General features: G+C 72.6%; 16 protein-coding genes. 10 read left to right on the top strand and 6 right to left on the bottom strand.

Annotated elements, in window-relative coordinates; translation table 11 throughout:
- The first annotated feature begins 16 nt into the window (after positions 1-16).
- The 3 genes from glnII (at position 17) to EAO73_RS19360 (ending at position 2,969) form a co-directional block, all read left to right on the top strand.
- Positions 17-1,051 carry a glutamine synthetase gene (glnII, locus tag EAO73_RS19370; RefSeq protein WP_147972782.1) on the top strand — a complete coding sequence of 345 codons (1,035 nt, stop codon included), beginning with the start codon at positions 17-19 and terminating at the stop codon, positions 1,049-1,051.
- Between the two features lie 84 nt (positions 1,052-1,135).
- On the top strand, positions 1,136-2,050 hold the full coding sequence (locus tag EAO73_RS19365) for a DUF6891 domain-containing protein (RefSeq protein ID WP_147972781.1): 915 nt from the start codon (positions 1,136-1,138) through the stop codon (positions 2,048-2,050).
- A 316-nt stretch (positions 2,051-2,366) separates the two neighbouring features.
- The gene (locus EAO73_RS19360; protein ID WP_147972780.1) at positions 2,367-2,969 is read left to right on the top strand and encodes a winged helix-turn-helix domain-containing protein; all 603 of its coding nucleotides are present in this window, start codon (positions 2,367-2,369) and stop codon (positions 2,967-2,969) included.
- A gap of 78 nt (positions 2,970-3,047) precedes the next feature.
- On the opposite strand, the gene EAO73_RS19355 is transcribed toward EAO73_RS19360, so the two are convergent.
- Positions 3,048-5,180: an MMPL family transporter gene (locus tag EAO73_RS19355; protein ID WP_191134141.1), complete on the bottom strand. Its 2,133-nt coding sequence runs from the start codon at positions 5,178-5,180 to the stop codon at positions 3,048-3,050.
- Positions 5,181-5,418: 238 nt separating this feature from the next.
- Between EAO73_RS19355 and EAO73_RS19350 the strand changes: the two genes are divergently transcribed.
- Positions 5,419-6,687 carry a sensor histidine kinase gene (locus tag EAO73_RS19350; RefSeq protein ID WP_147972779.1) on the top strand — a complete coding sequence of 423 codons (1,269 nt, stop codon included), beginning with the start codon at positions 5,419-5,421 and terminating at the stop codon, positions 6,685-6,687.
- Positions 6,672-7,319 (top strand): LuxR C-terminal-related transcriptional regulator, encoded by a 648-nt coding sequence (locus EAO73_RS19345; protein WP_147972778.1) that lies wholly within the window; start codon positions 6,672-6,674, stop codon positions 7,317-7,319. Before EAO73_RS19350 ends, EAO73_RS19345 begins: the two co-directional genes overlap by 16 nt.
- On the opposite strand, the gene EAO73_RS19340 is transcribed toward EAO73_RS19345, so the two are convergent.
- On the bottom strand, positions 7,316-8,977 hold the full coding sequence (locus EAO73_RS19340; protein ID WP_224756373.1) for an alpha-L-fucosidase: 1,662 nt from the start codon (positions 8,975-8,977) through the stop codon (positions 7,316-7,318). The two genes, EAO73_RS19345 and EAO73_RS19340, sit on opposite strands and share 4 nt — an antisense overlap.
- Before the next feature lie 145 nt (positions 8,978-9,122).
- Positions 9,123-9,626, bottom strand: a complete 504-nt coding sequence (locus EAO73_RS19335; protein WP_147972777.1) for a MarR family winged helix-turn-helix transcriptional regulator — start codon at positions 9,624-9,626, stop codon at positions 9,123-9,125.
- Between the two features lie 68 nt (positions 9,627-9,694).
- Between EAO73_RS19335 and EAO73_RS19330 the strand changes: the two genes are divergently transcribed.
- The 5 genes from EAO73_RS19330 to EAO73_RS19310 all read left to right on the top strand — a co-directional run bounded on the left by EAO73_RS19330 (position 9,695) and on the right by EAO73_RS19310 (position 15,072).
- The gene (locus EAO73_RS19330; RefSeq protein ID WP_147972776.1) at positions 9,695-10,240 is read left to right on the top strand and encodes a carboxymuconolactone decarboxylase family protein; all 546 of its coding nucleotides are present in this window, start codon (positions 9,695-9,697) and stop codon (positions 10,238-10,240) included.
- A 67-nt stretch (positions 10,241-10,307) separates the two neighbouring features.
- Complete coding sequence (locus EAO73_RS19325) at positions 10,308-12,233, top strand: hypothetical protein (protein ID WP_147972775.1); 1,926 nt, start codon at positions 10,308-10,310, stop codon at positions 12,231-12,233.
- An 82-nt stretch (positions 12,234-12,315) separates the two neighbouring features.
- A complete protein-coding gene (locus tag EAO73_RS19320) occupies positions 12,316-13,221 on the top strand; it encodes a metal-dependent hydrolase (RefSeq protein WP_147972774.1) in 906 nt (301 codons plus the stop codon).
- A 2-nt stretch (positions 13,222-13,223) separates the two neighbouring features.
- The gene (locus tag EAO73_RS19315; protein ID WP_147972773.1) at positions 13,224-14,315 is read left to right on the top strand and encodes a PDR/VanB family oxidoreductase; all 1,092 of its coding nucleotides are present in this window, start codon (positions 13,224-13,226) and stop codon (positions 14,313-14,315) included.
- A gap of 34 nt (positions 14,316-14,349) precedes the next feature.
- Positions 14,350-15,072, top strand: coding sequence for a TetR/AcrR family transcriptional regulator (locus tag EAO73_RS19310; protein ID WP_147972772.1), 723 nt, complete (start codon positions 14,350-14,352; stop codon positions 15,070-15,072).
- Between the two features lie 52 nt (positions 15,073-15,124).
- On the opposite strand, the gene EAO73_RS19305 is transcribed toward EAO73_RS19310, so the two are convergent.
- From EAO73_RS19305 to pulA, 3 genes are all read right to left on the bottom strand, one after another.
- A complete protein-coding gene (locus EAO73_RS19305) occupies positions 15,125-15,475 on the bottom strand; it encodes a 5-carboxymethyl-2-hydroxymuconate Delta-isomerase (RefSeq protein WP_147972771.1) in 351 nt (116 codons plus the stop codon).
- A gap of 99 nt (positions 15,476-15,574) precedes the next feature.
- Positions 15,575-17,611, bottom strand: coding sequence for an ATP-binding protein (locus EAO73_RS19300; RefSeq protein WP_147972770.1), 2,037 nt, complete (start codon positions 17,609-17,611; stop codon positions 15,575-15,577).
- A 200-nt stretch (positions 17,612-17,811) separates the two neighbouring features.
- Positions 17,812-23,136, bottom strand: coding sequence for a pullulanase-type alpha-1,6-glucosidase (gene pulA, locus EAO73_RS19295; protein ID WP_147972769.1), 5,325 nt, complete (start codon positions 23,134-23,136; stop codon positions 17,812-17,814).
- Positions 23,137-23,189: the final 53 nt, after the last annotated feature.

Raw genomic sequence — 23,189 nt, 5'->3', positions numbered from 1 at the left:
GCAAAGGATGGCTTCCGTGACGTTCAAGGCTGAGTACATCTGGATCGACGGCACCGAGCCGACCGCCAAGCTCCGCTCCAAGACCAAGATCATGTCCGGCAGCCCGTCGTCCGACGTGGCCGGGCTGCCGATCTGGGGCTTCGACGGTTCGAGCACCAACCAGGCCGAGGGCCACGCCTCCGACCGGGTGCTGAAGCCGGTCTTCACCTGCCCGGACCCGATCCGCGGCGGCGACGACGTCCTGGTCCTGTGCGAGGTCTTCGACATCGACATGACCCCGCACGCGTCCAACACCCGGGCGCTGCTGCGTCCGGTCGCCGAGCAGTTCGCCGGGCAGGAGGCGATCTTCGGCATCGAGCAGGAGTACACCTTCTTCGACGGCCACCGGCCGCTCGGTTTCCCGGAGGGCGGCTTCCCGGCCGCGCAGGGCGGTTACTACTGCGGTGTCGGCTCGGACGAGATCTTCGGCCGCGAGATCGTCGAGAAGCACCTCGACAACTGTCTGAAGGCGGGCCTGGGCATCTCGGGCATCAACGCCGAGGTCATGCCGGGCCAGTGGGAGTTCCAGGTGGGCCCGCTGTCCCCGCTGGAGGTCTCCGACCAGCTGTGGATCGCGCGCTGGCTGCTCTACCGCACCGCCGAGGACTTCAACGTCTCCGCGACCCTGGACCCGAAGCCGGTCAAGGGTGACTGGAACGGCGCGGGAGCGCACACCAACTTCTCCACGAAGGCGATGCGCGAGGGCTACGACGCGATCATCACGGCCTGCGAGTCGCTGGGCGAGGGCTCGAAGCCGATGGACCACGTCAAGAACTACGGCGCGGGCATCGACGACCGGCTGACCGGTCTGCACGAGACCGCCCCGTGGAACGAGTACAGCTACGGCGTCTCCGACCGCGGGGCCTCGGTGCGCATCCCGTGGCAGGTCGAGCAGGACCGCAAGGGCTACATCGAGGACCGCCGCCCGAACGCGAACGTCGACCCGTACGTCGTCACCCGGCTGATCGTGGACACCTGCTGCTCGGCCCTGGAGAAGGCCGGCCAGGTCTGATCCGGCCCGCACGTCACGGGAGGCGCCCACCGCACGTCGCGGTGGGCGCCTCCCGTTGTCAGTGGGGTGTGCCAGGCTGGTCGCATGCTCAGCGTCAAGGTCGAGACCGAGAACCAGCAGACCCACACCCGCGTTTCGGAGCGGGCGTTGGGCGACCTTGTGCACCGCATCGGCGGGCGCGGGGACAACTTCCTGGTCGTCCAGCGGATACCGGACCTCCCGGGCACCTTCGTCCAGGTGTGGCACGAGACCGGCGCGGGCTACACGGTGGAGCACCGCACGGGCCCGGCGGCGAGCCATGTCCGGACGGAGGTCGACGACCCCGAGCGGGTGGTCGCGCTGATGACGCGCTGGGCGCGCGAGGAGCCCGGCTGGGACGCGGGAACCGTCTGGGAGAGCGCCGGGATACCCGAGCCCGAGCCCGCCCCGGAGCTTCCCCCGGAGATCCGGGAGCAGTTGGAGACGCGGGTCCGGGAGCTGCTGCGCGGTGGTTACGGAAGCGTGCGGACGCTCACCGAGACGGCCGAGGACTACCTCGTGAAGGACGGGGTGCGGCCGGTGTCCCGGGCGCAGGCGCGGGAGTTGGTGGAGCGGCTCTGGCTGGAGCGGGTCGAGGAGCAGCGGGGCTGGGCGGACGACGTGACGGACCCGGACCGCGTGGAGCGGGCGTTCGCCGAGCTGGACGGGCGCGGGATCACCGCCCGGGAGCACTTCACGTGCTGCCGCTCGTGCGGGATGAGCGAGATTTACGCGGACGGGCGCGAGGATGCCCGGGGCTTCGTCTTCTTCCACCTCCAGGGCACGGAGAGCGCGGCGGCCGGGCACGGTCTCACGCTGTACTACGGCGGATTCGACGATTCCGCGAAGACGACCGCGGCGGTGGGCCGCGAGGTGGCGGCCGTGCTGGGTGAGGCCGGGCTGACCGTGGAATGGAACGGTTCGCCGGACCGGGCGATCGAGCTGACGGGCCTGAACTGGCGGAAGCGGCTGGTGGGGTAGGGCCTTTCCGGAGGGGCCGCCTCCGCCCCGGCGTGAGGAACGTAACGCAAAGGGTCCGTATCGACGGGTGGGAGAGGTCTGCTCCCGGGCCGTGTTCTCTGCTTCAATGGGGGCATGGCCAGCTTCCCGCACACCTCGACAGGTCGCAGCGACCTCGAGCCGTTCTGGCCCTCCCGTCAGCACCACGACTTCGACCGGGTGTGTTGCCGCGCGCTGAACGCGCCGGCCCTCTAACGCCCTCACCCGGCCTTCGGTCCGCGCGCACGCAGCAAGTCCGTCCACCGACGACTCCCTCGCGCGAAAGAGCTGACCCCTCATGGCGAACACCCGTTCCTTCTCCGCCGCCGCTGCCACCGCAGCGCCGGCGGTGGCCGCTGCGACCGCCCCCGTCCGTTCCCACTCCCCCCACCGGCACCGCCTGCGCGCCGTCGCCCCCGACGAGGTCGTCCAGCAGGCCGACGTCTCCGCGCTCCTGGCGCCGGGGGCCACCTGGCTACCGGCGCCCCAGCACACCCTGCCCAGCCTGCCGGGCCGGCCGCCGATGGTCGGCTACCTGGTGCTCGTGCCCGCCGACCAGCAGCCGGCCTTCGCTGCCGCCGCCGCCCAGTACGCGGTGCCGGAGCCTCCCCCGGAGGCGGCGGGTCCGGTGAGCATCGACTCCGTCCAGCGCTCCGCCTCGGTGAACGGGCGGGTGCTGGACCTCACCTACCTGGAGTTCGAGCTCCTCGCCCATCTGGTGGCCCACCCCCACCGCGTCCACTCCCGCGACCAGCTGGTGACCACGGTCTGGGGCTACGGGCACGTGGGCGACGGCCGCACGGTGGACGTCCACATCGCCCGGCTGCGCCGCAAGCTGGGCGCCGAGCACCGCCGCTCGATCCAGACCGTGCGCCGGGTCGGGTACAAGTACACGCCCTGACCTGCGGTACGCGACGAGAACGGCCCCGGCCCCCGGTACGCGCTACCGGGGGCCGGGGCCGTTCTCGTACCGCTCGGGTCAGCCGCGCACCCCCGGTCCGACCGGCGTCACGACGGCGGCCGGCTCCGGCTCGCTGTGGTCCAGGCCCGGCAGGCGGCCGAGGCCGCGCGGGGTGCGCCAGTTGCGCTCGCCGAGCAGCGCCATCACGGAGGGCAGCAGCACCATCCGTACGAGCGTGGCGTCCAGCAGGACCGCGACCGCCAGGCCGACGCCCATCTGCTGCATGTCCTGCATGGACAGGGTCGCGAAGACCGAGAACACCGCGACCATGATCACGGCCGCGCCGGTCACCGCGCCCGCCGTGCGGCGGATGCCCTCGTCGATCGCGGCCCGGTTGCCGATCCCCCGGCCGTGGGCCTCGCGGATCCGGGAGACCACGAAGACGTGGTAGTCCATCGAGAGCCCGAACAGGACGACGAGGACGAACAGCGGCATCCAGGACTCGACCGCGCCGACGCCCTCCGAGCCGATCAGTCCGGCGCCCCAGCCGTGCTGGAAGACCGCGGTCATGACCCCGTACGCGGCGGCCACCGAGAGCAGGTTGAGGAGGATGGACGTCACGGCGATGACGTAGGACCGGAAGCAGAACAGCATGAGCAGGAACGTCACCGCGGTGATGAAGAGGAAGACGGGTGCGATGCCGCGCTTGAGCTGGTCGTTGAAGTCGACGGACCCGGCCACCTCGCCGGTCACGTAGACGTGGGCGCCGCTGCCGTCGAAGGCGGCCGGCAGGCGGTCCTCACGGAGTCCGGCGAGGCTCTTCTCGCCGCCGGGCAGCGGGACCTCGAACTCGGCGACGTTCTGCGCCCGGTGGACGGTGACGTGGTCGAAGCCGGCGAGGGCCTTGCGTACGGCGGGGGCGGTGATGTCACCGGCCTCGACGACGACCTGGGCCGGGGCGGGGCCGCCGGGGAAGGTCTCGCTGATGTCGCGGTAGGCGACGGACAGCGCGGAGCCGGAGCCGAACTGCTTCTCCAGACCCAGGGATTCGGTCTTCATGCCGATCGCGGGCGCGGCGAGCACCAGCAGGACGGCGACGGAGGCGGCGGCGAAGAACTTCGGCCGGTTCAGGACGGGGCGCAGCACCCGTCCCGCGATGCGGCCGCTCTGCTTGTCGCCCCGCTTGGAGCGCCGGTTCAGCAGCGGCACCCGGCCCGCCTCGATGCGGTCGCCGAGCCAGGAGAGCAGGGCGGGCAGCACGGTGACGGAGCCCAGCATGGCGATGAACACGACGGTGATGGTGGCGAGGGCGAAGCCCTTGAAGAGCATCAGCCCGGACAGGAACATGCCGGCCATGGCGACCATCACGGTGAGCCCGGAGACAAGGACGGCCCGGCCGCTGGTGGCGGCGGCGATGCGCAGGGCGGTCTCGGCGTCGCGGCCGGCGGCCCGCTCGTCGCGTTCGCGGCGCAGGTAGAACAGGCAGTAGTCGACGCCGACGGCGAAGCCCATCAGGAACATCACGGAGTACGTGGTCTGGAACAGGTGCAGCTGGTGGCTGGCGAGCGAGAGCACTCCGAAGGCGGCCATGCACGCGGTGAGCGCGAGCCCCACGGGCAGCAGGGCGGCGACGACGGCACCGAAGGCGACGAGCAGGATGCCGAGGGCCAGCGGTACGGCGGTGAACTCGGCCTTCTTGAAGTCGTCGGAGAGCAGGTCACCGAGCCACTTGCCGGCGCTCGCGTCACCGAACTGGCTGACGGTGACGTCGGGTTGCTTCTCCTTCACGCCGGCGACGGCGTCCAGCACGGGCTGGACCCGGTCGGCCGCGGTGTCCGGGTCGCCCTTCATCTCGAAGGTGATCAGCGCGTCCTTGCGGTCCTTCGAGGCGACCGGGTCCGCGAGGCCGGTGACCTCGCCGGTGTCCTCGATGGCGGCGGTGAGTGCGCGGGCGGCGGTGCGCCAGCCGTCGGGCTCGGCCGACGTCACCATGACGAGTTCGCCGGCCCGGTGGCCGAGTCCGGCGTCGGAGAGGATCTGCTCGGCGCGGGCCGAGTCCCCGGCGCCGTTCTCCGCGTCGGTCATCTCGACCATGCCCGAGGCGCCGCCGATGCCCGCGGCGAGTACGACGAAGAGCAGCCAGCCGAGAATGGCCGTCTTGCGGTGGTGTGCACTCCACACACCGATACGTGCCGCGAGGTTACGCCTCATGGCGGGTTCGCCCCCTGTTGGTGGAAGTCCGACGATGCCCCTCGAATCTAGGAACGCCGGGGCGGGCGCCCCAGCCGGTGAAACCCCCGGTAGCGCGGCACGTAGGGCGAGGGGGCGGGGTGGTGCTGGGTACACCCCCACCGGGTGGCGAACCGGCTGACGTGCGCGGGGTGCGGCGGGTCAGACTGTGTGCGACACGGGTCCGGCACAGGGCCCGGCGAGGGAATGAGGGACCGGGATGGACGCGATACGGGGCCGGATCGGGTCGGCGCTGCTGGCCGCGTGGCGCGGGCTGCTGCTGTCGATCGCCGCGATCGCCGGGTCGTGCACGCTGTTCGTGCTGGCGCTGGTCTCCATCGCCATGATCCCGCTGGGCATCGGCCTGATCACCACGCCGTACATCCTTCAGGCGGTCCGCAAGCACGCCAACCAGCGCCGGCTGCTGGCGGTCACCTGGTCGGACGTCCGTATCCCGGTCCCGTACCGGCCGTTCCCGAAGGATCTGCGCAGCGGGTTCACCGGGCAGGTGGAGCGGACCACGCTGATGCTGAAGGACCCGGCGACCTGGCGGGACATGCGCTGGATGATGGCCGACATGACGGCCGGGTACGTGGTGGCCGTACTGGCGGCGGCGCTGATGGCCTACCCGGTGGAGGGGTTCGTCCTGGCGGCGGGCCTGTGGCGGGTGTTCAGGAACGACCAGTACTGGTACGGGTTCGTCCCGGTCGACAGCCAGGCGACGGCGCTGATGGCCGCCGCGCTCGGCCTGGCGCTCTTCGCCTTCGGGGTGCTGGTGAGCGAACGGCTGCTGCGGGCGCACTTCGTGCTCGCCCGGTCGGTCCTTGCCCCCACCCAGGAGCAGGAACTGGCCCTGCGCATCGACCGGTTGACCGAGACCCGGCACGAGGCGGTCGACACCGCCGCCTCCGAGCTGCGGCGCATCGAGCGGGATCTGCACGACGGGGCGCAGGCCCGGCTGGTGGCCATGGGGATGAACCTCGGCACCGTCGAGGCGCTGATCGAGAAGGACCCGGCGCAGGCGAAGAAGCTGCTGTCGATGGCCCGGGAGTCCTCGGCCGAGGCGCTGACGGAGCTGCGCGACCTGGTCCGGGGCATCCACCCGCCGGTGCTCGCCGAGCGCGGGCTCGGGGACGCGGTCAGGGCGCTGGCACTGCGGCTGCCGATCCCGTGCGACGTGGACGTGGAGCTGGACGGGCGGGCCGAGGCGCCGGTCGAGTCGGCGGCGTACTTCGCGATCAGCGAGGCCCTGACGAACGCGGCGAAGCACTCGGGGGCCGACCGGATCTGGGTGGACCTGCGCCACAGCGACCGGGCGCTCAAGTTCTCGGTCACCGACAACGGCAGGGGCGGCGCCTCGGTCGGGGCGGGCTCGGGCCTGAGCGGAATCGAACGCCGGCTCGGTACATTCGACGGCATCATGGCCGTCAGCAGCCCTGCGGGCGGCCCCACCATGGTGACCATGGAGATCCCTTGCGAGTTGTCCTAGCCGAAGATCTCTTCCTGCTGCGCGACGGCCTGGTCCGGATGCTGGAGGCGTACGACTTCGAGATCGCGGCGGCCGTCGAGACCGGGCCCGAACTGACCAAGGCCCTTGCCGAGCGGGAGCCGGACGTCGCCGTCGTCGACGTCCGGCTCCCGCCGTCCCACACGGACGAGGGGCTGCAGTGCGCGCTGGCGGCCCGGCGGGCACGGCCCGGCCTTCCGGTCCTCGTACTCTCCCAGCATGTCGAGCAGTTGTACGCGCGCGAGCTGCTGGCGGACGGCAACGGCGGGATCGGCTATCTGCTCAAGGACCGGGTCTTCGACGCGGAGCAGTTCATCGACGCGGTACGCCGGGTGGCGGCGGGCGGGACGGCGATGGACCCGCAGGTCATCTCGCAGCTGCTGACGCGGCGTTCGCAGGACAAGCCGATGGGCGGGCTGACACCGCGCGAGCGAGAGGTCATGGAGCTGATGGCCCAGGGCCGGTCGAACGCGGCGATCGCCTCGCAGATGGTGATCACGGAGCGGGCGGTGGCCAAGCACACCTCGAACATCTTCGGGAAGCTGAGCCTGCCGCCCTCCGACGACGACAACCGCCGCGTTCTGGCCGTACTGGCGTATCTGGACCGGGGCTAGCCCCTACTGGTCAGGTGCAGGGTGGTGGCGCCCAGGTGCGGCTTCGCCCGGGATTCCAGCACCTTGACGCGGACCGCCGACGCGGTGACGGCCTCGGGCAGCGGCAGGATGCGTTCGTGGCCGATGGTGGTGCCCTCGGCGATCCGCTGCCAGGCGCCGTTGACCCTGGCCTCGACCGCGAACTTCTCCACCCGCTGGCCGTGCCGGATGTCCTCGCGGACAGCGACCCGGTCGAAGGTGTACGGGCCCTGGGCGTGGTCGCGTACGTCGGTGCCGTAGATCCGGCGCACGTCCGCGCCGAAAGCGGTCAGTTGCGTGACGTCCTCGGCGGCGATCCGGCCGTCGGGGGCGGGCGGCACGTTGAGCAGGAGCGAGGCGTTGCGGCCGACGCTCTTCTCGTACAGGTTCATCAACTGCGCTGCGGTCTTGGGCTGTTCGTCCTGGTGGTAGAACCAGCCGGGCCGGTTGGAGACGTCCGCCTCGGCCGAGTACCACTGGAGGTAGTTGACCTCGGGTTCGAGGAGCCGGTCGCGGGAGCCGATGTCGGGATCCGTGGAGTCGTTGGGCAGCGAGCCGAGGCCGGTCCACGGGTCGGTGGTGTGCGGGGTGACACTCCACTCGGTCTCGCGGGCGGTGCCGTTCTCGTTGCCGACCCAGCGCACGCCCTGGGGGCCCTGGAAGACGACGGTGTCCGGCGAGAGCGCCTTGACCATGTCGAACCACTGCTTGACGTCGTACTTCTGCGTGATGCCGGAGCCCGACCAGGGGTTGGCGCCGTCGAGCCACAGCTCCTCGACGGGTCCGTACTGCGTGAAGATCTCGTAGAGCTGGTTGAGGTAGTACGCGTCGTAGTCGTCGGCCCGGACCTTGAACGTGGGCAGCTTGCCGCTCTTCACGCGGGCGGCGCGGTCGTCGCCGGGGACCAGGGTGGGGATGGTGCGCGCGGTGACCGGGCTGCCGTTGCCGAAGCGGCCCTGTCCGGCCGGTGCGCGGTCGCCGTCCTCCAGGGCCATCCGCTCGGGCAGGCTCAGCGACTGGCCGGCGTCCTGCTTGGCGCGGATCTTCTCGACCCACTCGGCGTGCCAGGCGTGCGGGAGTTCGGCGCCGTCGGAGGGCGAGAGGTAGAAGCCGACCTTCAGCCCGGCCTTGCGGGCGGCCTTCACATAGGCGGCGACGACGTCGGGGCTGCCGGGGCTGAGGGCGACCGAGTGGTCGGTGTAGCGGCTGGGGTAGAGGACGAAGCCGTCGTGGTGCTTGACGGTGAGCATGACCTGCTCGGCGCCGGCGGCCTTGTAGGCGCGCATCCACTGGTCGGCGTCGATGGCGGCGGGCGCGAAGAGCTTCTCGTCCTCGGTGCCGGAGCCCCACTCGCGGCCGGTGAAGGTGTTCATCCCGAAGTGCGTGAAGGCGGTGACCTCCCGCTGCTGCCAGGCGAGCTGGCCGGCGGTGGGGACGATGTTCGCCGCCTTCTCGATGATCCGGGCGGGGCTGTCGCAGTCCTCGACCGTCATCTGCGAGGCGGGTCTCACGGGCCCGCGGCACGCGCCCGCAGCGGCGGACGGCCCGGGTGCGGCCTGCTGCGCGGTGGCGGTGACGGGGATGAGCGCGGCGGCGGCCGCCAGCGCGAGCGCGCTGAGCACATGGGTGCGTCGTGCCATGGTTCCCTCTCCTTCACGACCACAAGTGGTCGGATCTCTTGGGTGCCGACGCGTGCATGGTGCCGCACGGTGAGACTTCCGGAAAGGGTTCGGACTCGATACGTCCTATGTCTCGTCCGAGAAGTCCAAGTACTCAGGACTGCGCTCAGCCGTTGAACCAGGCCGCGACATCGAGCCGGAAGGCTCCGTCCGGGGCCATCGCGCGCAGGTCGGCCTCCAGGGCGCGGACCCGCTCGGCCCCGAGGGTCCGGACCCACTCGGCGCGCAGCCGGTCGAAGCCCTCCGCGGACCGCGTGAGCACGTCGACGCCCCGCGCGGTCAGCCGGACCAGCTTGCGGCGCCCGTCGTCCGGATCGTCGGCGCGCTCCACGTACCCCAGGCCCTCCAGCCTGTCGACGGTCTTGCCGGCGGCCTGCTTGGAGACGTCGAGGCGGCGGCCGATCTCACTGGCGGTCGCCCCCTCGACGCCCACGGCCTGGAGGGCGTAGCCGTACGCGGGCCGCATGTCGGGGTGGCCCTGCTCGGCCAGCTCTCGATGGAGCGCGTCGATGACCGAGCGGAAGCCGGCGAACAGCAGCAGGGGCAGCTCGAAGCCCCTGCCCGCCTCCTCGGGACGCGCCCCTCCCCGCCCGCCCGCGCGCTCAGCCATTGCGAAACTCGACAACCTGGTTTACGTTTTCGTCAATCACGTTGTCGAGTTTACGCGAGAGGCCCACCATGCCCACGACCGCCTTCCCCGACCACACCCTCGAATCCGCCCCCGCCGCCGCCCGCCCCGGGCTGTCGGCCATCGCACGGAAGCAGGGCTTCCTGCCGGCCGCCGCCGGACGGATGGCCACCTCCCCCGAGGTGCTGGGCGGCTTCCTGAAGATGAACGCGCTCTTCGAGTCCACCACCCTGGACAAGCTCTCCCGCGAGGTGCTGAGCATGACCATGGCCACCCGGAACGGCTGCCACGTCTGCGTGGCGATGCACACCGGAATCCTCACCGCCCTCGAAGCCGAGCCCGCACTCGTCGCCGCCCTGCGCGAGAGCACCCCGCTCCCCGACGAACGCCTCGAAGCCATGCGGCAGTTCACCCTGGCCGTCCTCGCCGCGAACGGGGCCGTCGACGACGCGACACTGCGGGCGTTCACCGCGCACGGCTACACCGCCCGCAACGCGCTGGAGGTGACCCTCGGCATCGCCGCCTACACCCTGTCCACGCTCGCCAACCGCATGACGGACGCCCCCGTCGACGGCCCGCTCGCCCGGTTCGCCTGACCACTCCGGGGCGCCCGGCGCACGCGCCCCGGAGTGACCATCGCACCATTCGCTCGTTCAGCTGAATGTGCGCCCACCGTCAGAGCTACCGACAGCCGTCGCCCCGGTCGACGTGGAACAGGCCGAGGCCGCGCTCGTCGAGCACTACCCGCGCCTGGTGCGGATCGGCTACCTCCTGCTGCCGCCCTCGGTGAGCCGCGGCCGGCGCGTGCTGGCCGCCCACGCCCTCGCCCAGCGCTCCCTCCAGGCGGCCCACCGCGCCGGAGCCGCCGCCGTCCCGCTCCCCCGCCGCCCCGGCCGCACCGAGAGCGCCGACCCCGGATACGCGTACGTGCGCCGCCAGGTGCTGCGCCGGGCCCTGGCACCGGGGCGCCTCGGCAGGCTGCGTCTCCGGTCGCGCCGGCTGCCGCCCGTCCTGCCGTCGGCCTGGGGCCTGCGTCTGCTCCCCCATCCGGGCGGGGCCGGTGCACTCGCCCTCGAACGGGAGCTGGCGGCGGCCGGCGCCCCCGCCCGCGCCGCGTTCGTCCTGCGCGGCCTGGAGGGGCTGGCGGACGGGGAGGTCCGGCGGGAGCTGGCCGCCGCCGGGGTGGCCGATCCGCACGCGGCCCTGACGGAGGCCGACGGGATCACCGCCGGCCACGCGCTCCTCGTCTCCCCGGAGTTCGACCCCTGCTCGCTCCAGGCCCGGCCGCCCGATCTGCCGCGGCGCCGCCGGCGGGCCCGGACCGCGCTCGCGGCCTTCGCCGCGCTGCTGGTGTGCGGGGCGCTCCTCGGGATGCCCGGCGGCGGCTGGGGGCGCGTGTCGTTGTCCGCCCCGCTGTACGCGCGCAACCCGGCGTCCGAAGCGGCCCTGGACCCGGGGGCGTTGCACAGGGTCGCGGCCGGCTTCTGGCGGCACTCGGCGCGTACGGACTTCACGGCCTGGCCCACACGCGGCGACCGCACCCAGGACACCCGGCTGCTGCGGCGGGCCCTGGAGGTGTGGGCCCGGCCGGGCGCCGGGGTACGGACGTCCGCGACACCGGGCACACCGGTGGGCCCGCCCATGGGGGCGCCGCAGCTGCTGTACGCGGGCGAGGTGGGCGAATCGGCGGTGGTGCTGTTCCACGACGGACTGCGCGTCGTGCGGTACGCCCAGCCGCGCAACGCCGACCCTTCGCTGGGCGCCGCGCTCGACTTCGCCCGGGTGGACGGGGCGGACGAGGCGTCGTCGGGCGCCCTGGTCGTGGGCCGCACCCGGGACGGGGTGCGGTATCTGACGGCGCCCTGGGTGCGGGGCGTCCGGGTGCGCGACCTGCTCGCGCCGGACCGGGCGCCGCGTCCGCTCCCCCGCTCCCCCGACGGGGTGACCGGCGCGCTGGCCGACCCGGCGGCGGGCTCCGGCTGCCGGGCCTGGCCGGCCGTCGAGCTGTCCGGGGGCGAGGCGGTGCGGCTGGTCACGGACCTGGGGGAGCTGGCCCCGGCCCGGCTGACCTCGGGCGCGCCCGGTTCGCCGCACGATGTCGCCGGACGGGCCGAACGGGAGAGCTGGGCGCGGACCGCGTGCCTGCTCCCGGCGGTCCGGTCGCACGGGGTGCGGTCGGTGAACTCCTGGGCGTACGCGCGCCAGCCGCTGCCGGAGGGCGACGGCTCGGCACAGTGGCTGTGCACCCGGGCCGAGACCTGGCGGGGCACCGGGAGCCGGGTCATCGCGCAGTTCCAGGAGCCGTCCGCGCGTCCGCAGGTGCCGGGGGCGGTCGCGGCGCGCGCCGAGGACTCGCCGGAGTGCGGGGCGCGCACGCCCCGAGCGCTGGCGGGCGTGCTGTGGAAGTCGCCGGGCGGCCGGTGGTACGTACTGGCGGCGGGCAGCACGCAGTTCGCGTCGCTGTCCACGTCGGGCGGGGTGACGGGCAGTGCCCGGGGGCGGCTGCTCGCGGTGCCCGCCGCCGAGGGCGCCCGGCCCCGGCTCGACGGGCGGCTCAAGGACGGCAGCCGGGTGGCCGCGCTGCACTGAACCACCGCTCCCCGACCAGGTGGGCACGGGAATTCGGCGCACACCCCTGTTCCCCGGGCCTACCGCTCAGTATTTTGACAACATGTCTAACACGCAGCCGGCAGCGGTCGCAACGGAGCACATCCCCCTCAAGGCCCGGCGGGTCAGCTTCGCCTGGGACCGGACCCCCTTGCACTGGGTGCCGGGCGACCCGTTCACCACGCACACCATCAATGTGCTCCACCTCCTGCTCCCGGCCGGGGAGCGCTGGTTCATCCACGTCTACCGCCAGGTGCTCCCGTACATCCAGGACGAGGAGCTGCGGCAGGACGTCATCGGCTTCATCGGCCAGGAGGCGATGCACTCCCAGGCCCACGACGACGTGCTCCCGCACCTGAAGGACCTGGGGCTCGACCCGACGCCGTACACCGCCCAGGTCGACTGGCTCTTCGAGAAGCTGCTCGGCGACCGGACCCTGCCGCCCGGCCGGGCGCGCAAGTGGTGGCTGCTGGAACGGGTGGCGACGATAGCCGCGATCGAGCACTACACCGCGTTCCTCGGCGACTGGATACTCAACGCCGACGAGCTGGACCGGCGCGGCGCCGACCCGACCATGCTGGACCTGCTGCGCTGGCACGGCGCCGAGGAGGTCGAGCACCGCTCGGTCGCCTTCGACGTGTTCATGCATGTCGACGGCAGCTACCGGCGGCGGGTGCGGACCTGGGCGACGGCGTTCAGCGCGCTGGCCTTCCTCTGGCAGCGCGGCGCCCGCTTCTTCATGGAGAACGACCCGAGCCTGCTGGACGGCAAGGCTTCCTTCGGGCAGTTCTACCGCAGCGGCCGGCGCGGCACCCTGCCCAGCACCCCGGCCATGCTGAAGTCGATCCCGCGCTATCTGAGCCGTTCGTACCACCCCTCCCAGGAGGGCAGCACGGCCCAGGCCGTCGACTACCTCACCCGCTCGCCCGCCGCCGTCGCGGCCGAGGCCCGTACGACGGAAGCCCGCTGACCATGCCGCGTTCCCTGCCCCTCCCCCGCCTGCGTACGGTCGCCGTGGCGGCCGGAGCCGCGCTGCTCGCCAAGCGGGCGCTGCGCCGGCGCATCCAGAAGTCCCCGCTGTGGCCGCTGCCCGCGCTGGACGAGCCCATATCCGGCCGGTCCCAGCGGCGTTCGACCACCGGGCGGCGGCTGCTGATCACCGAGCGCACCGGCCCCGCCGACGGCGTCGTCCAACTCCGCCTGGAGGGCCCGGACCTGCCGGCGTGGGAGCCCGGCGCCCATCTGGACCTGGTGCTGCCCTCCGGCCTGGTCCGGCAGTACTCGCTGTGCGGCGACCCGGCCGACGACGGCGCCTACACCGTGGCGGCCCGGCTGGTCGAGGACGGGCGCGGCGGCTCCCGCGAGGTGCACACCGCGCTCCACGAGGGCATGGAGGTCGAGGTGCGCGGCCCGCGCAACCGCTTCCCGCTGACCGGGGCGCCCGCCCACGTCCTGATCGCCGGCGGCATCGGCATCACCCCCGTCCTGCCGATGCTGCGCCGGCTCGCCGCCGAGGGCGCCGACTGGCGGCTGCTGTACGGGGGACGGAGCCGGGCCACCATGCCGTTCCTGGAGGAGGTCGAGAAGCTGGGCGCCGACGGCGGCCGGGTCACGGTCGTCCCGCAGGACGAGGCCGGCCACCCGGACATCGCCGCCGTCCTCGCGGACGCGGCCGAGGGCACGGCGGTCCACTGCTGCGGCCCGCAGCCCCTGATGGACGCGGTCGCCGCCGCCCTCCCGGACGGCTGCACCCTGCACCTGGAACGTTTCTCGGCGGCGGGGACGGATCCGGCGGACGCGGTGCCCTTCGAGGTGGAGCTGCGCCGCTCGGGGCGTACGGTCCCGGTCGCGGCGGACCAGTCGGTGCTGGCCGCCGTACGCGCCGAACTGCCGCACATCTCGTACTCGTGCGAACAGGGGTTCTGCGGAACGTGCCAACAGCGCGTCCTGGAGGGCGAGGTGGAGCACCGCGACGACCTGCTGACGGACGCCGAGCGCGCGGAGTCCATGCTGATCTGCGTCTCCCGCTGCCGGGACGGCGGACGGCTGGTGCTGGACCTGTGATCCGGCCGGACCCACCGGTCGGTACGCTGGGGGCATGACGACCGGGGTGCGGCGCAGGATGGGCGTCGAGGAGCGCAGGGAGCAGCTGATCGGCGTCGCGCTGGAGTTGTTCAGCCACCGGACGCCGGACGAGGTGTCGATCGACGAGATCGCCGCCGCGGCCGGTATCTCCAGACCGCTGGTCTACCACTACTTCCCGGGCAAGCAGAGCCTGTACGAGGCGGCGTTGCGGCGGGCGGCCGACGAGCTGGCAACCAGGTTCCTGGAGCCGCGCGAAGGCCCGCTCGGCGCACGGCTGCTGCGGGTGATGGGCCGGTTCTTCGACTTCGTCGACGAGCACGGCCCCGGGTTCGCCGCGCTGATGCGGGGCGGCCCGGCCGTGGGCTCCTCCACGGCGAACGCCATGATCGACGGGGTGCGCCAGGCCGCCTGCGAACAGATCCTGGCCCATCTGGACGTCGGGAAGCCCCCGGCCCGGCTGGAGTTGGTGGTACGTTCCTGGGTCTCCCTCGCCGAGTCCACGGCACTGCTCTGGCTGGACGGCCGGCGGGTCCCCCGGGCCGAGCTGGAGTTGCAGCTCGTGCACGACTTCGCCGCGCTGGCCGCCGTGAGCGCCGCGTACGACGAGGAGATGGCGGGCATCGTGCTGCGGGTCCTGGCGCAGGAGCCGGCGGACGGGCCGTTCGGGGACCTGCTGACGCGGCTCTCCACACTGGCGCCGGCCATCCCGGCGGTCCCGGCGCAGCGGCTGCCGTAGGGCCTGTCGTCAAACTCCCCTCTGCCGCGCGACGCCTGGCCCTGGGCGCCGTTCAGGCCTTGCGGTAGGAGGCGTCGAGGTCGCGGGCCTCGACCGAGAGGTGCAGGGTCGGCCCGGTGACCGTGCGGAGGTGCCCGGTCAGCAGCGCCAGGACGGATTCGGTGAGCCGGGCCTTGGTCTCCGGGGTGCGGCCGGCCAGCAGCGAGATGTCCACGTGCACGAGCGCGTCGCCCTCCGGCGCGTCCGCCACCACCGTCTCCTCGGTCCGCCGGAAGCGGGTCTTGCAGGCGGCGATCCCGGTGTCGACGGTCTCCGCGACCAGCGGGTGCAGTGCGAGGGCGAAGGCGGGGCGGTCGAAGGCCTCGTCGAGCTCGGCGGAGTAGTCGACGGTGATCTGCGGCATGACGGGCTCCAGGGGCGCGTGGTGGACGGACGCCACCCAGCCTTTCCCGGACCGGTGAGTGCGCACAACACCGATTCACCATGTGGGCACGGGAGGCCGTTACGTCAGCAGCTCCCCGTGCAGTGCCAGGGCGAGGCCCGCCTCCGCGTTGTCGGCGCGGCCCTGTTCGAAGGCGCGCCGGTACGCCGCGTCGCCGACGGCCGCGCGGGCCCGCCGTTCGCAGGCCTCGCGGACCGGGCCCAGTTCGGGGGTGCCGCGCTGCGGGTGGCCGACCATGCGCCAGTAGATCTGTCCGGTGCCGTAGACCCGGGCCGCCCTGGCCCCCTCGCCCTGGGCGGCGATGGCGGCGGCCAGGATGTCCAGGCCGAGCGCGATCCCGAAGCGGTCGCGGAGCCGGTGCTTGCCGGCGAGCATGGACCGGGCGTGCGCGGCGGCGGGGGCGGCGCGGCCCTGGAGCAGGGCGATCAGGGCGAGTTGGTAGTCGACGTAGGAGCGGGTCCAGCACTCGTCCTGGGCCTCGCAGGCGGCGCGCAGCACGACGGCTGCCGAGGCCGCCTCCTCCAGCCGGCCGAGTCCGGTCAGGGCGAAGACGGTGATGAGGTGGCAGCGCAGCCGGTAGGCCGATTCGAGCGGGGTGCCCGTCCGGGTGGTGCGCAGCACCCGCTCGGCCTCGCGCAGCCCCTTCGCGGGGTCGCCGGTCATCAGGTGGGTGAGGCCGCGCAGATAGGCGGCGGCGAGGATGCCCTCGTCGGTGCCGTCGGCGGCGGCTGCGCGGACGCACTCCTCACCGATCCGTTCGGCGGCCGCGTAGTCGCCCTGGAGCAGCACGCAGATGCCAAGCACCCACAGGACCCGGGTGCGGTGGGGGCCGTCGGCCGGTCCGGTGTCCAGGGCACGCTGGGCATAGCCGCGGGTCTGGGGCAGGTGGCCGCAGCAGCACCAGAAGAAGCCGATGCGCCCGGCCATCTCCTGGGCGGCGGCGGGGTCGTGGGCGAGGAGGTGGTCGAGCGCGGCGCACAGGTCGGCGTGCGCGTCGGCGATGCGGTGGTACCAGAGGATCTGGTCGTCACCGGTCCAGCCGGCGTGGGCGCTGCGGGCGAGGCTCAGGAAGCAGGCGGCGTGCCGGTCGGCGGCGGCCCGCTCCTCGCCGAGTTCCGCGAGCCACATCCGGCCGTACTCGCGCAGGGTGTCGAGCATGCGGTGGCGGGTTCCGTCGCGGGCGACGACGGACTTGGCGACCAGACCGTACAGCGCGGTGCGGACGCCGTCCTCGGTGAGGGGGCCGCCCGCGCAGACGGTGACGGCGGTGGCCTCGTCGAAGTCGCCGCGCAGCACGGTCAGCCGGGCCCACAGCAGCCGTTCGAGCGGGGTGCACAGTTCGTGGGACCAGCCGATGGTGGTGCGCAGGGTCCGGTGGCGGACCGGGCGGAGCGTGGCGTCGGCGAACACGTCGAGCCGGGAGCCGAGGCGCTGGGCGATCTCCTGGACGCTCTGCCGGCCGACGGCGGCGGCGGCGAGTTCGATGGCGAGCGGGATGCCTTCGAGGCGGTGGCAGATCTCGGCGGCGGCCTCGGCGGTGCCGAGATCGCGGAAGGGGGTGGCCGGAGCGGCGGCCGTGGCCCGTTCCCGGAAGAGGGTGAGCGCGTCGGCGGCGCCGTCGACGGGGAGCGGGTCGACCTCGACGAGCTGTTCGCCGCGCAGGTCCAGGGGCTGGCGGCTGGTGGCGAGGACGGTGAGGCCGGGCGAGGTGGTGAGGATCTCGCCGAGGAGGTGGGCGCAGGCGGGGCGCAGGTGTTCGCAGGAGTCGAGGACGAGCAGGAGCTGTTTGTCGGCGAGCCATTCGCACAGCACGTCGATGGGGGTGCGCAGGGTGTGGTCGCTGAGGCCGACCGCGTCGGAGACGGTGGCGAGGAGGAGTTCGTCGTCGTGCAGCGGGGCGAGGTCGGCCCACCGGACGCCGTCGCGGTAGCCGGGGGCCGCGCGGCGGGCGGCGCGCAGGGCGAGCCGGGTCTTGCCGACGCCGCCGGTGCCGGTGAGGGTGGTCAGCCGGCCGGCGGCGAGGGCGTGTTCCAGCCCGGCCAGCTCGGCCGTCCGTCCGACAAAGCTGGTGGTCTCCTCGGGGAGGTTGCTGGCCATCGTCACCGTCGCTGCACAGGTGGAGCGGCCGGTCCCGGCCCCCGCGTCCGCACGGCCCGGCGAGGAGGACGCCGGTGCGCGCGGAGGGGGCCGGGACCGGCCGGGTGGAGTGGAAGGCATGCCCGGGGGTTACGGGGGCGTGCTTCGCGACGCCCCTGCGGCGCCCCCGGGCGGCTGCCCATACGGTAGTCCTGTCGGGGTCAGCGCAGGGTGAACACCGCCACCGTGCGTCCCGGAACGGTGAAGCTTCCCGAACTCCGCTCGTACGAGGACTTCTTGACGATAGAATCCGCGCCCTTCGCCTGGACGGGGTGCAGGGCGTAGTCCTTTCCGGCCGGCGCGGCGACCTTCTGGGTGGCGGTGGCGGGGGCGGCGTTGAAGACGACGACCAGCTTGCCGAGCCGCATGGTGATCACGCCCGGGGTCTCGTCCTTGCCGGAGAGCGGGAAGGAGAGCCGGGACTGCACCTGCGCGGCGGAGGCCAGACCGAAGTCCGGCTCCGTGGTGCGGAGGGTGAGCAGGTCCTGGTACGCGGCCGAGACGCCGTTGATCTGCGCACAGCCCGGGGTGACCTTCGCGTTGGTCAGCAGCGGCTTGGCGTAGGGCCACTTGGCCTCGTTGTCCGCGGCCGGCGGCAGTCCGCGTCCGAAGCCGTTGCCGGCCCGGCAGTCCCAGTGCAGGGCGTTGAACCAGTCGCCGCTGTCGAAGGAGTTGCGGTCCAGCGACTTGGAGCGCAGCAGGTCCGTGCCGGCCTGGGAGAGCGCGGGGCCCTGCGAGAGGGTCGCCGTCGCCATGGCCAGGACCTGCATCCGGGCCCGGTCGGCGGCCGAGGTGCCCGCCGGGAGCTTGAACGCGAGCGCGTCGTACAGGGACTCGTTGTCGTGGGCGTCCGCGTAGGCGAGGGCGTCGCCGGGGGCGGCGGCGTAACCGGCCGGGGCCCCGTTGTAGTCGACGCCTGAGCCCTTGACGGTGTTCCCGGAGGTGTCGGTGAAAGTGTAGTCGGCGAGGTTGCCGGTGAGGCCGACCTTGATCAGGTCCTGGTAGTGCAGCAGGCGGGCCTTCTGCTCGGCCTGCGTACCGTTGGCGGTGGAGGTGTTGGGGTCGGTGTAGAGGCCGGTGGCGAAGCCCTGGACGCCGGGGTCCTCGTCGAACGGGGAACCGCCGCGCACGGCGTCGCGGGCCCGGTCGGAGAAGGTGGCGATGCCGGTGCCGGCCATGTTCTTCTGGGTGGCCTGGACGAAGCGGGCGTCGTCGGCGATCTCACCGAAGTTCCAGCCCTCGCCGTACAGGATGATCTTCTTGCCGTCCACGCCGTCCTTGGCGACGGTCAGCGCGTCGAGGGCCTTGCGGACGGCCAGGATGTTGGCCTTCGGGTGGTGGCCCATCAGGTCGAAGCGGAAGCCGTCGACCTTGTACTCCTTGGCCCAGGTGACGACCGAGTCCACGACGAGCTTGCCCATCATGGTGTTCTCGGGGGCGGTGTTGGCGCAGCAGGTGGAGGTGGCGACGGTGCCGTCCTCCAGGAGCCGCTGGTAGTAGCCGGGCACGATCCGGTCGAGGACGGACTTGGCGTCCTGGCCGGAGGCGACGGTGTGGTTGTAGACGACGTCCATGACCGTGCGCAGTCCGGCGCCGTTGAGGCCCTGGACCATCTGCCGGAACTCGACGGTGCGCTTCGTGCCGTCCGGGTCGGAGGCGTAGCTGCCCTCGGGGACGGTGTAGTGCAGCGGGTCGTAGCCCCAGTTGAAGCCGTCCTTCGCGGCGGCCTTCGCCACGCAGGCCTGCTGCTCGGCGGAGTCGGGGGCGTGGACGGACAGGTCGCAGGCCGGCTTCTGCTGGTCCTTCTTCTTCTCGGGGATGGTGCCGATGTCGAAGGCGGGCAGCAGGTGGACGTAGCTGGTGCCGGAGTCGGCGAGCTGCTTGAGGTGCTTCATCCCGTCGGAGCGGGTGTCGGTGAACGCCAGGTACTCACCGGGGTGCTTCGAGGTGCGGTCCGCGATGGAGAAGTCGCGGATCTGGAGCTCCTGGATCTGCGCGTCGCGCAGCGGCACGGCGGCGGGCTTGCGGAGCGTGTCCCAGCCCTTGGGGGCGAGCTCGCGGTCCTCCAGGTCGACGACGAGGCTGCGGGCGGAGTCGGTGGTCAGGGCGGTGGAGTAGGGGTCGGTGACCTTGTTGGTGACGAGCTTCTGGACGGTGGGCGCCCAGACGTTCACGACGTACCGGTAGGGCTTGCCGTTCCAGCTCCTCTTCCCGGTGACGGACCAGACGCCGGTGCGGTCGTCGCGCCGCATGGGGACGGTACGGCCGTCGAGTTCGAGCGCGACGGTACGGGCGGTGGGCGCCCACACCGAGAGGGTGGGGGTGCCGTGGCGGAAGACCGGGCCGAGGGCGGCGCCGCTCGCCTTCGCGCCGTAGAGGTCGTCGAGCACCCCGGCGCTCTGCACCCCGGTGGCGGCGAGCAGGGCGCCGTTGGCGGCGCGCTGGGTGGCGATGAGCTGGCCGCGCAGGGCCTCGCGGACGCGGTCGCGGTCCCGGGCGTCGACGGTGAAGGCGGGGTAGTCCTTGAGGTGCGGGTACTTCGCCTTCTGTGCGTCGGTGAGCGCGGACGGGGTGAGCCGCAGCCACTGGCCCTCGTCGCTCAGGGCGCCGTCCTTGACGGTGATGCCGCCCTTCTTCGCGTAGACGAGCTGCTGGCTGGTGGCCTCGGTGGCCTTCACCTTCCAGACGACGGTTCCGGCGTCGATCCACTGCGCCTCGGCCTTGGTGAGGTCGGGCGTCGGGACGCCGCCGGCCTGCGGGAGCAGGTAGCCGGCCTGTCCGCCGAGCAGCCATACCTCGTGGCCGTAGGTGGCGAGGTCGAGTGCCTGGTCGCTGGGCAGGTCCTTCTCGTCGCCCCGGTGCAGGATGTAGCTGAGCGAGGTGGCCCCGTCGGTGAGCGGGACCTCGAAGGTGAGTCCGGAGGCGTCCTTCTTCACGGGCTGGAGCGGCTTCGCCCAGTCGGTGGGCTCCTTCGCGCCGGTCCAGGTGTGCAGACCCCAGCCGTCGTAGTCGCCGTCGGCGCGGTAGTAGTGCAGGACGGCCTTGGTCTTGTCCTGCGCCGGGTAGGCCCCGTCGGGCGCGGTGTCGGCCTGGCCGTCCTCGCCCTGCGCGATCCACACCTCGCCGGTCTTCGCCAGGTCTACGGTGCGCTCGGGCCCGTCGGCGGCGTTGGACTTCTCGACGGTGTACGGGACGGTGGCGGCGCCCTCGGGCACCTTGATCCACGCAAACGCGCCGTACGCGTCGCGCCCGGTGAACGCGGCGGTCGTCTCGCCGGACTTCGCCTGCCAGCCGTCGTAGTCGCCGTCGGCGCGCTGGTAGTGGACGACGGCGTAGTCGCGCTCGACGGCGACGGGCTTGGCGGGGGCGGGTGCCTGCCCGGCGGTGGACGCGGCGGTGGCGCTCGCGGTGCGGCCGGTGCGGTCGACGACAACGGCCTTGTAGCGCAGGGGCGTACCGGCTGCGGTGCTGTCGCTCAGGGTCTGGGTGACCTTGTACGGGGCGTGGTCGGCAGTGCCGAGAGTGGTCCACTTGCCGTTGCCGGTCTGGGCGGCGAAGACGACCCGGTTGAGGGAGCCGCCGTCCACGTCGGCGGTCAGCTCGACGGTGCCGGTGGCGCCGGCGGCCGGGGCCTTCAGCGTGACGGAGGGCTTGGCGGCCGGGGCCGCGAGCGGCCCGGAGGCGCGGAGCACGAGGCTCGACAGGGCCGGGACGGTGACCGTGATCTTCTTGTCGGCGCCGCTGCGGACCGTGCCGGTACCGCCGTACAGGGTGCGGAAGTCCATCCGCGCGGACCCGGTGGGCAGCTCGACGGTCTTCGCGGAGGTGCCGTTGTTGGTGGCGACGACGTACTCGGTGCCGCGCGCCGCGTCCGTACGGGAGAAGGCGTAGACGGAGCCCTCGGCGTACCGCTCGGTCTGCACGCCGTCGCGCAGCGCCGGGTTGTCCCGGGTCAGCTTCGAGAGCGCGGCGATGGAGCGGTAGAGCGGGTGGGTCTCGTCGTACGCGTCGGAGGCGTGGGTGCGGTCGGTGCCCAGCTCGTCGTCGTCGAGGTAGTCGGCGGTCTTCGAGGCGAACATCGTCTGGCGGGCGTCCTTGTCACCGCCGGCGCCGGTGAAGCCCTGCTCGTCGCCGTAATAGACGACGGGGTTGCCGCGGCCGAGGAACATCAGCTCGTTGGCGAGCTCCGCGCGCTTGACCAGCTCCGCGTCACCGGCCTTCGGGTTGTCCTGCTTGAGGAACGTCCCGATGCGGCCCATGTCGTGGTTGCCGAGGAAGGTCACCTGCTCGTAGGCGTTGGCCTTGTCGGTGGTGTACCGGTAGTCGTCGCCGAAGACGGCGGCGAGCTTCGAGGCCGGGGCGCCCTGCGAGGCGTACTGGCGGGCCGCCTCCTGGAACGGGAAGTCGAGCGTGGCGTCCAGCCGGCCCTGGGTGACATACGGCGAGGTGACGGCGGTGTCCGAGGAGTAGACCTCGCCGAACATGAAGAAGTCCTTGCGCCCGTGCTTCGCCGCGTACGCGTCGAGTGCTGTGGCCCACTGGGTCCAGAAGTCCATGTCGACGTGTTTGACGGTGTCGATCCGGAACCCGTCGATGTCGAAGTCGCGGACCCACTTCTCGTAGATCTTCTCCATGCCGGAGACGACCTCGGGGCGCTCGGTCCAGAGGTCGTCGAGACCGGAGAAGTCGCCGTAGGTGGTGGACTCGCCGGCGTACGTCGAGTCGCCCCGGTTGTGGTACATCGTCGGGTCGTTGAGCCAGGACGGCGTCTTGCCGCCGCCGCTCACCGGCTTGTACGGGAAGGAGTCCGCGTCCGTCTTCGCCATGCCGGCGGCGTCGTCGAAGGGGCGGCCGTCGCGGTCGAGGTAGGGGTAGGCGCCCTTGGACCGGTAGCCGTAGGTCTTCTCGGCGTAGTCGACGGTGTCGGCGGTGTGGTTGGTGATGACGTCGAAGAAGACCTTCATGCCCTTGCGGTGGGCCTTGTCGATCAGCTTCGTCAGGTCGGCGTTGGTGCCGAAGTGCGGGTCGACCTGGGTGAAGTCGGTGATCCAGTAACCGTGGTAGCCGGCCGAGGCGTCCTTGCCGGTGCCCTGCACAGGACGGTTCTTGAAGATCGGCGCGAGCCATATCGCGGTGGTGCCGAGCCCCTTGATGTAGTCGAGCCTGCTGGTCAGCCCCTTGAGGTCACCGCCCTGGTAGAACCCCTTGTCGGTGGGGTCGTAGCCGGTCTCCAGCCGCGAACCGGTCAGCCCGCCGCGGTCGTTGCCGGTGTCGCCGTTGGCGAACCGGTCGGGCATCACGAAGTAGAACTGCTCACGGGTCAGGTCGTGCCGGGTGGCCTGGGCGGCCAGCTTGGCGTCCGAGGGCGCGGCGGGCGGCCGGGCCGCGGCGGCGGGCAGCGCGGGCACCAGGGCCGCGCACAGGGCGGCCGCGACGACGGCGGTCGCCGTTCTGCGTGCGGGCACGCGCGGGTACGGACGTTTCACTCGGGCTCTCCTCGGAGGGGTACGGGGGTGTGCGGGGCCGGACGGGCCGCGTG

The sequence above is a fragment of the Streptomyces sp. col6 genome (assembly GCF_008042035.1).
GTDB lineage: Bacteria > Actinomycetota > Actinomycetes > Streptomycetales > Streptomycetaceae > Streptomyces.
This window is presented reverse-complemented; position numbering and strand designations above follow the sequence as displayed.